9 protein-coding genes are annotated in these 9250 nt (G+C 45.7%); all 9 read left to right on the forward strand.

The window, feature by feature from the left end:
• Position 1 precedes the first annotated feature (1 nt).
• The gene (rbfA, locus tag ACWA2B_RS23780) at positions 2-352 is read left to right on the forward strand and encodes a 30S ribosome-binding factor RbfA (RefSeq protein ID WP_029517023.1); all 351 of its coding nucleotides are present in this window, start codon (positions 2-4) and stop codon (positions 350-352) included.
• Between the two features lie 51 nt (positions 353-403).
• Positions 404-1381 carry a DHH family phosphoesterase gene (locus ACWA2B_RS23785; protein WP_449292672.1) on the forward strand — a complete coding sequence of 326 codons (978 nt, stop codon included), beginning with the start codon at positions 404-406 and terminating at the stop codon, positions 1379-1381.
• Positions 1378-2313 (forward strand): tRNA pseudouridine(55) synthase TruB, encoded by a 936-nt coding sequence (gene truB, locus ACWA2B_RS23790; protein WP_029517025.1) that lies wholly within the window; start codon positions 1378-1380, stop codon positions 2311-2313. Before ACWA2B_RS23785 ends, truB begins: the two co-directional genes overlap by 4 nt.
• 58 nt (positions 2314-2371) lie before the next feature.
• Positions 2372-3310: a bifunctional riboflavin kinase/FAD synthetase gene (locus ACWA2B_RS23795; RefSeq protein WP_029517026.1), complete on the forward strand. Its 939-nt coding sequence runs from the start codon at positions 2372-2374 to the stop codon at positions 3308-3310.
• A gap of 132 nt (positions 3311-3442) precedes the next feature.
• Positions 3443-3712 (forward strand): 30S ribosomal protein S15, encoded by a 270-nt coding sequence (gene rpsO, locus ACWA2B_RS23800; RefSeq protein ID WP_007430074.1) that lies wholly within the window; start codon positions 3443-3445, stop codon positions 3710-3712.
• A 214-nt stretch (positions 3713-3926) separates the two neighbouring features.
• Entirely contained in the window at positions 3927-6029 is a 2103-nt protein-coding gene (gene pnp, locus ACWA2B_RS23805) for a polyribonucleotide nucleotidyltransferase (protein WP_039274655.1), read from the forward strand.
• 229 nt (positions 6030-6258) lie between these two features.
• On the forward strand, positions 6259-7263 hold the full coding sequence (locus ACWA2B_RS23810) for a polysaccharide deacetylase family protein (protein ID WP_449292673.1): 1005 nt from the start codon (positions 6259-6261) through the stop codon (positions 7261-7263).
• Between the two features lie 66 nt (positions 7264-7329).
• A complete protein-coding gene (locus ACWA2B_RS23815; protein ID WP_449292674.1) occupies positions 7330-8595 on the forward strand; it encodes a M16 family metallopeptidase in 1266 nt (421 codons plus the stop codon).
• A complete protein-coding gene (gene dut, locus ACWA2B_RS23820; RefSeq protein ID WP_039274649.1) occupies positions 8573-9019 on the forward strand; it encodes a dUTP diphosphatase in 447 nt (148 codons plus the stop codon). The genes ACWA2B_RS23815 and dut overlap by 23 nt, the downstream gene beginning before the upstream one ends.
• Positions 9020-9250: the final 231 nt, after the last annotated feature.

Genomic DNA, 9250 nt, shown 5'->3' on the forward strand with positions numbered 1-9250 from the left:
CATGGCTAAAATACGTACAGGTCGGGTTGGCGAGCAGATCAAGAAGGAGCTAAGCCGACTCATCCAAACTGAATTAAAAGACCCCCGCATCGGTTTTATCACGGTAACGGGTGTCGATCTTACAAATGATTTGTCCCAAGCGAAAATATACTTGAGCGTGCTCGGGGATGAAGAACAAAAAAATTCTTCCCTGAAAGCATTGGACAAAGCGAACGGTTATCTTCGTTCTGAACTCGGCAAACGGATACGGCTGCGCCATATTCCTGAGTTGATTTTCAAAATTGACGAATCTATTGCTTACGGCAGTCGAATTGAAAAACTGCTGAGTGATATCGACAAGGATGAAAAATAAAACTTTTAGTTTGTCTGAAGGAACCATGAACTGAATGTAAAGGAGAAGGCAATGCATACCTATGAACAGGCGCTTCAACAAGCGAAGGAATTTATTCTGGAGCATGATGATTACCTGATCGTATCGCATGTACAGCCGGACGGAGACGCAGTCAGCTCCACCGTAACGGTGGGCTGGCTTCTCTCATGTCTGGGGAAGAAATTTACCATGCTGAATGAGGGACCTATTCCCAAGCGCATGGATTTTTTATGGCATGCCGATGAGATTATGGATATGAGCCAGCAACCGCCAGAACGGAAATACAATCGGATCATTTGTGTAGATTGTGCGGATTACCGTCGTGTTGGTTTGACAGAGCAGTTTTTTACGGAAGATGCCATTATCCTGAATATTGATCATCATCCAACAAATGATGCTTATGGTACAGTTAATGTGATTAAGTCGGATGCTGCGGCAACAGCGGAAATTCTTTTTGATCTACTGGAAGAGTTTGCAGTAACCTGGGACGTCGAAGTAGCAACGGCTGTATATACAGGGTTGCTGACGGATACAGGAGGTTTCCGCTACTCCAACACTTCACAGAAAGTAATGTCTACGGTGTCACAGCTACTTACTTACGGTGTAGATGGTCCCTCTTTATCCGAGAAATTGCTCGAAGAGATGACCTTTCCACAAATGAAGGTGCTGACAAAAGCATTGCAAACGCTCACGATGTCGGAGGATGGAAAAGTCGCTTGGGTCGTTGTATCACCTGACGATATGACAGAATGTGGCGCTGTAAATGAGGACTTGGAAGGCATCGTGAATTACCCAAGAAATATTCGTGGTGTTGAGGTAGGCATTTTCTTTAAGGTTATTAATGATCAAGCGGTCAAGGCCAGCTTGAGATCGGCAGGGAATGTAGATGTAGCCGCGCTGGCTCAATCATTTGGAGGCGGTGGACATGTGCGTGCGGCTGGCTGTCGGCTAGAGGGTAAACTGGAAGATATCATTAAGACAGTTGTAGGGCGGGTGAAGTCTGAGCTATGAACCCGATAAAGAAGGAACAGGCAACTTGGGAAGGCGTCCTACCAGTCTATAAACCTGCTGGATTTACCTCTCATGATGTGGTGGCCAAGGCTCGCCGTTTATTAGGTATGAAGCGAATCGGACACACTGGAACGCTTGATCCGCAAGTAACCGGTGTTTTGCCCTTGTGTCTGGGACGTGCCACCCGCGTGGTGGAATACATGCAAGAGCGGCCCAAGGAATATCGGGCTACACTGCGATTAGGCATTGCCACGGATACCGAGGACCTGACTGGGGAAATTACGGAAGAAAGTGAACGTCCAGTAGAGGTGACGGAAGTGGAAGTCAAAGCGGTTCTGAAGCATTTTGTTGGTACGATCTCCCAAGTGCCTCCAATGTACTCCGCGCTAAAAGTGGACGGCAAGCGTCTATATGAGCTGGCTCGAGAAGGCAAAACTGTTGAGCGCCAAAGCCGTGAAGTAAGCATTTATGAGTTGGAGATGACGGGATTCGCGGAGACGGGGGCGTATGTGGATATTTCTTTTCGTGCCTTATGCTCCAAAGGTACTTATATCCGTACACTGTGTGTTGATATTGGCCGTGAATTAGGATATCCTTCAACGATGGTTAAGCTGGAGCGAACCATGTCTGCGGGAATTCCTGCGGAACGTTGTCTGACTTTCGAAGAGATAGAGCGTTTCGTAGCGGATGGCAGTCTTGGAGAGCGGCTTATTACAACGGATCAGGCGATTGACTATATGCCTGAGCATATAGTGGCTGAAGCCAAGGTAACTGCGGCTCTGCAAGGCCAACGCCTGTCGCTGAATATGATTTCACCACCTGTGACGGACAACCAGCCCTTCCGTTTGTATAAAGAGGATAAAACGTTTTTAGGCATATTTGGTCGGGATGAATCAGACGCGATTGCTCCCATTAAAGTTTTTTTACCTTGAATTGTGCTATAATTTTGACGAAGTTAGTCAAATGATGTGAAATGCAGGTGAATTAATAATGATTACCGTATCGTTATCTTATCCATTGAGTGATGAGCTTTTGCAGCAATGGGGACGTCCACAGGTCACGGCGATCGGTCAGTTTGATGGTCTTCATCTTGGACACGCAAGCGTGATACGCGAGGCCGTTGCGCTGGCTCGTGAACAGCAAATGCCGGTATCTGTCATGACATTTCACCCTCATCCGAAGGAAGTCATGAAAAAAGGCGATTATGAAGGTTATTTAACACCGCTTGCGGACAAGCAGACTATTCTGGCTGATATGGGTGTGGATGTACTTTATATTTTGAGTTTTAACGAAGAATTTTCCAAGGTCAGCCCTGAGGCGTTTATGAGCGACGTGCTGCTTCCATTGCAAATTCGAACAGCGGTAGTAGGCTTTGATTTTCGGTTTGGCCACCGGGGAGCAGGGCATGAGAATACACTTCGGACGCTGGGGGGAAAGCTGATGTCTGTGCACACCGTACCACCGTTCGAACTGGATGGGGACAAGGTGAGCAGCTCTGGAATTCGCCGTGCTTTACAGACTGGGGATCTAGCGCATGCCTCTCGCTGGTTGGGACGTCCTTATCGTATCCAGGGTACTGTAATGGATGGGGAGAAGCGTGGACGTACGATCGGTTTTCCGACCGCTAATCTCAAACTGAATGATACTTACGTGATTCCGATCAAGGGTGTATACGCTGTACGAGCACTAGTAGGTGATCGTTGGATAAACGGTGTAATGAATGTAGGGGTTAAGCCTACTTTCCATGAAGGTGTGCTGAATCCGTCGTTTGAGGTACATCTATTTGATTTTAATCAGCAAATTTATGGAGAGTCTGTACTTGTGGAGCTTCACCACTACATCCGTCCTGAACGCAAATTCTCTTCGGTGGATGAGCTGATCAACCAAATTGGCAATGACGCACAAACGGCTAAAAAGCTGTTAGGCTAATTTATTTACATAAGACAGGCGCTGTGTTATACTGACTTATGTTGTGTAAACAACGATGAACCTTAGCTTGGTTGTCCGCTTTCACCGGCGGCTACGAGGCTAATGGCGATTATAATGAAGGAGGTGAACAGGATGGCATTGACTCAAGAGCGTAAACAGCAATTGATCGAGGAGTACAAAACTCATGAATCCGATACAGGATCACCAGAGGTACAAATCGCTATCCTTACTGAAAACATCGTCAACTTGCAAAGTCACTTTCGTTCGCACAAGAAAGACCATCACTCCCGCCGCGGGTTGTTGAAAATGGTCGGTCAGCGTCGTAAACTTTTGGCTTACCTGAAGAAGACTGATGTTAAACGTTACAGTGCGTTGATCGAGCGTCTCGGACTGCGTCGTTAATTTTCAGACATGTAATGAGAAAAGAAGCCTGGTTGTTCACCGCTTGTCCCTGCTAAGGCGACGGCGGACAGCAGCCGGGTTCTTTTTTGAAATGAGGAATCTTTTTTTGAATTACATATCCTGATTTGCCTGCGAGCTTCTTATGAATAAGACCTGCGCAGGAAATACTGAATATGTATAGAACTTTTACAATGAAATGAAATGGAGGGATACCATGGAGCAACGCGTAGAAATGCAGCTCGGCGGAAGAAAGCTGGTGCTGGAAACAGGACGTCTTGCGAAACAAGCCAATGCGGCAGTTAAAGTGAGTTACGGAGAAACAGTTGTGCTTTGTACCGTGACCGCTTCCCGTGAGCCGAAAGATTTGGATTTTTTTCCACTGACCGTAAACTATGAGGAAAGATTGTATGCTGTGGGGAAAATTCCTGGCGGATTTATTAAACGTGAAGGACGTCCGAGTCAAAAAGCAATTTTGTCCAGCCGTTTGACAGACCGTCCAATTCGCCCATTGTTCCCGGAAGGTTTCCGTAATGATGTACAGGTGTTGAACCTGGTTATGAGTGTCGATCAGGATTGCGAACCTGAAATTGCAGCAATGATCGGAACCTCGGCAGCACTTAGCATTTCGGATGTACCTTTTAATGGGCCAATCGGTGGAGTCGCTGTAGGACGTGTAGACGGACAATTTGTGATTAACCCGGATATTGCACAGCAGAATGCAAGCGACATGTACCTGGTTGTAGCCGGAACGAAAGATGCCATCATGATGGTAGAAGCCGAAGGCAATGAGATTCCAGAGGAAGTTATGCTGGAAGCCATTATGTTCGGTCATGATGAGATTAAGAACATTGTGGCAGTCATTGAACAATTGGTGCAAGTAGCAGGTAAAGAGAAAATGCAGGTTAAACTGCATGCTGTTGATGAAAAAGTGAACAGTGAAGTACGTGCTTATGCAGCTGAACGTTTAATGGAAGCTGTTAAAATTGCAGAAAAACATGCCCGTCAAGAGGCGATTGATGCAGTCAACGAAGAGACAGTTGCCCATTTTGAAGCACAATACATAGAGACACCAGAGCTTTTGAGCGACGTGAGCGAAGTTCTCTATGATATCGTCAAGGAAGAAGTACGTCGTCTGATCACGCATGATAAAGTGCGTCCTGATGGTCGTAAGCTTGACGAAATTCGTCCGATTGAAAGCGACACTAGCATCTTGCCGCGTACTCATGGTTCGGGCTTATTTACACGCGGTCAAACGCAAGCACTTAGCATTTGTACACTCGGTGCATTGGGTGATGTGCAAATTTTGGACGGTATTGATCTGGAAGAAACAAAACGCTTTATGCATCATTACAATTTCCCGCCATTCAGCGTAGGGGAGGCTCGTCCTTTGCGTGCGCCAGGTCGTCGTGAAATCGGACATGGTGCTCTTGGTGAACGTGCGCTTTCCAAAGTAATTCCTTCCGAAACTGAATTTCCATACACCATCCGTCTGGTTTCCGAGGTACTGGAATCGAATGGTTCGACTTCACAAGCTAGTATTTGTGCAAGTACACTGGCTATGATGGATGCAGGTGTACCAATTAAAGCTCCGGTTGCAGGTGTAGCGATGGGATTGATCAAGGATGGAGATCATGTCTCCGTATTGACTGATATCCAAGGTATGGAAGATCACCTGGGCGATATGGACTTTAAAGTTGCTGGTACTGCGGAAGGCGTAACTGCCATTCAAATGGATATTAAAATTAACGGTATTGACCGCCAGATTTTGCAGGATGCACTCAAGCAAGCTAAAGAAGGACGCTTGTTCATTCTTAGCAAAATGATGGAAGCGATCCAGAAGCCACGTGAGCAGTTGTCTCCGTATGCTCCAAAAATTATGACGATGCACATTAACCCGGACAAAATCCGTGACGTTATTGGTGCTGGTGGTAAAATCATCAACAAAATCATCGAAGAAACCGGCGTGAAAATCGATATTGAACAAGATGGTCGTGTGTTCATCGCTTCCACAAATCAAGAGATGAATGAAAAAGCACGTTCCATTATTGAGGGTATCGTAAAGGAAGTCGTGGTCGGTGAGATTTACATCGGTACAGTAAAACGGATTGAGAAATTCGGTGCATTTGTTGAGATTTTACCAGGTAAAGATGGTCTGGTTCATATTTCTCAACTGTCTACTGAGCGTGTAGCCAAAGTTGAAGATGTAATTGCTATTGGGGATACAATTACGGTGAAAGTAACCGAAATTGATCAACAAGGACGTGTCAATCTGTCCCGTAAGGCTGTTCTGACAGCAGAAGCACCTGCAAAATCCTAGGACCTGCATGTTGCAGACTAGAAAGACAGGAGTCGCTTTTCGTATTAACAGTACAAGGGATTTGAATAGCATTGTTTAAGCTTTTGGAAAGAGGCAGAGCTACGTTTCTGGCTCTTTTTTCATACATATGCACAAGCTGCGCCAAAGTGGGCTTTTAGAGGCTACTGCGTCATAGTTCTTGTCCTCTCCGCATACAATGTGGACAAACGGGCGGGAGGCTGAAGGAATCATGAGTAGGACAAAAAGAGCAGTGTGGGTGGTAGCCAGTTTAGCCATCACACTGGTAATCGGACAGTTTAGCGGGGTTCGTGACTTCGCTGATCAATTACGCAATGGAGACGTTATAGGAGTTGGGGAGCCTAAAGTTGAAACAACGATGGCGATGGCGGCTTTACCCGATAATGCGCTTATGCAGCGACTAAGAACAGAAGCAGTCCGTCAGCGGCGGGAGCCAGTTGATGCCAAGATCGACAGGGTATGGAAGGCTATTCCAGGCTATAACGGGCTGGAGGTGGATTTGGATGCTACCTATCGCAAAGCGATTGCATCTCCGGATCGACCTATTCAATATGTATATCGGCAATTGGCACCTAAAATACATTTAAATCAGCTCGGTAATGTTCCAATATACAGGGGAAATCCCGAAAAGCCGATGGTCTCCTTCATGATCAATGTAGCATGGGGGAATGAATTTATCCTGCCGATACTGAACACGTTGGATGAGGAAAAGATCAAGGCTACATTTTTTCTTGATGGAAGTTGGTTGAAAAAAAATCCTGATCTCGCCAAGGAGATTCAAAAAAGAGGGCATGAGCTTTCAAATCATGCTTACTCTCATCCGAATATGAGCCGTCTGAGTCGGGCCAGAGCCACACAAGAAATTGAAAAGACTCAAGTACTTCTTCAAGAAACTTTGGGTATCAAAAATTACTGGTTTGCCCCTCCTTCGGGTGATTTTAATCAGCAAACGGTGGATATAGCAGCAGAAAGTGGGCTCAAAACAGTGTTGTGGACATTGGACACAGTAGATTGGAAACATCCGTCACCAGAATCGGTGATTAACAAAATCAGTAGTAAGGTAGAATCAGGCTCCCTGATATTAATGCACCCAACAGATTCCTCAGCGGCTGCTCTCAAAGGCATGATCCATGCCATTCGTAGTAAGGGACTTATGCTCGGAACTGTCAGTCAGACGCTTTCCCCTGATCGGCAACTACCTGTTCCGGTTGAGTGAACGTCTTTTTTCTGTTAGGATTGAACATTATGGCTAAGTATGCAATTCAGTTTAGGAGGGCCAATCGTGGAAAGAATTCAACTCAAAAACGGCCTAAGAGTGGTCATTGAAAAAATTCCAACCGTGCGTTCAGTTTCTTTCGGCATCTGGGTTAAAACTGGCTCCCGGAATGAAACGCCGGACAATAGCGGTATCTCTCATTTTATCGAACACATGCTTTTCAAAGGAACAGAGCGTTTTAACGCTAAGGAAATCGCTGAGCAATTCGATGCCATCGGAGGAAATGTTAATGCTTTTACTTCGAAGGAATATACATGCTATTATGCCAAAGTGTTGGATGAGCATCTACCGATCGCAGTTGATGTGCTGTCTGATATGTTTTTTAATTCCAAACTAGATCAGGAAGAATTGGCAAAAGAGAAGAATGTGATTTTGGAGGAAATCTCCATGTATGAGGATACACCGGATGATATGGTGCATGATCTTGTATCTCGCGCCGCCTATGGTGAACATCCACTAGCTTATCCGATTCTCGGAACCGAAGATCACCTGCTTGCTATGGATAGCTCACATCTCAGCCAGTATATGAGGGAACATTATACAATTGACAATACGGTTATCAGTGTGGCTGGTAATGTTGACGATCGCTTGGTAGAATTGTTGGAGCGACATTTTGGACATTTTGACAATCATGGAACCGTTTCGCCGCTGACAGTACCTGCGTTTAACGGTGAACTGTTGTATCATGAGAAAGCAACGGAGCAAAATCATATTTGTTTATCCCTACCTGGATTTGCAACGGGTGACGAACTCCAGTATGCTATGGTTTTGCTGAATAACGCGATCGGCGGCGGCATGAGTTCACGTTTGTTTCAAGAAATTCGGGAAAAGCGTGGGCTTGCTTATTCGGTCTATTCCTATCATAGCTCCCATGCGGACAGTGGCATGTTCACGATCTATGCAGGTACGGCTCCTAAACAAACAAAGGACGTGCTGGATTTGACGCTGGAGCTTTTACGAGATGTGGCTGTCAACGGTTTAGACGCTAATGAGCTTCGTAAAGGTAAGGAGCAATTAAAAGGAAGTTTGATTTTAAGCCTTGAAAGTACAGGTAGCCGGATGAATCGGCTTGGAAAAAATGAATTAATGCTTGGTCAGCATTATACGCTGGATCAAATGATCGAACATATCGAGCAAGTGACGGCGAATGATGTGAACAAAGTGCTGGATCGGATGTTCTCGGAGCCGTTTGCCCTGTCGATGGTGGGAGCGAGTGATTCAGCGGTAAAGGATATGAGGAGGGACTATTTTGTTAACTTACGTGGAAATTAACAGACTCGCGGGCAATGAAGATATTGAGCTGCCCCGCAAAATGTCAGAGCTTGCATCAGGGTTTGACTTGTATGCAGCAGTACAGGAAAATCTGGTACTGGAACCCGGCAAGCGTTGCCTCGTTCCAACCGGATTTGCAATAGCTATGCCGGCGGGATTGGAGGCGCAGATCCGTCCGCGAAGTGGACTGGCTCTTAAGCATGGTATTACTTGTCTCAATACACCGGGAACAATTGATGCGGATTATCGTGGGGAGATTAAGGTACTTCTTATTAATTTGGGCGAGGAATCGTTCACGATTACGCGCAATGAGCGAATTGCACAAATGGTATTTCAAGCTGTACCTGAGGTAGAGCTGAAACAAGTAGACCAATTATCTGAAACAGTGCGTGGTGCTGGAGGCTTTGGTCATACAGGACGCTGAGGCGATGGTTGGTTTAAAATGTACGAATATCTATTTTGTAAAAGCTTCGTATTTACTTGCTTAAGAGTATGTATGCATATAAAGGTCGCCTCATAAAGAGGCGGCCAGGCTGTCGAGAAAGTCTCGACAGCCTATTTTATGTTAATTTTGTTTAAGACGACACCGCGTTAATGTTGTATAATATAGGTAACTATTGTAGAACGGATGGTGTTGATATGCTACGCTCCAACC

The sequence above is a fragment of the Paenibacillus sp. CMM36 genome, from assembly GCF_053570945.1.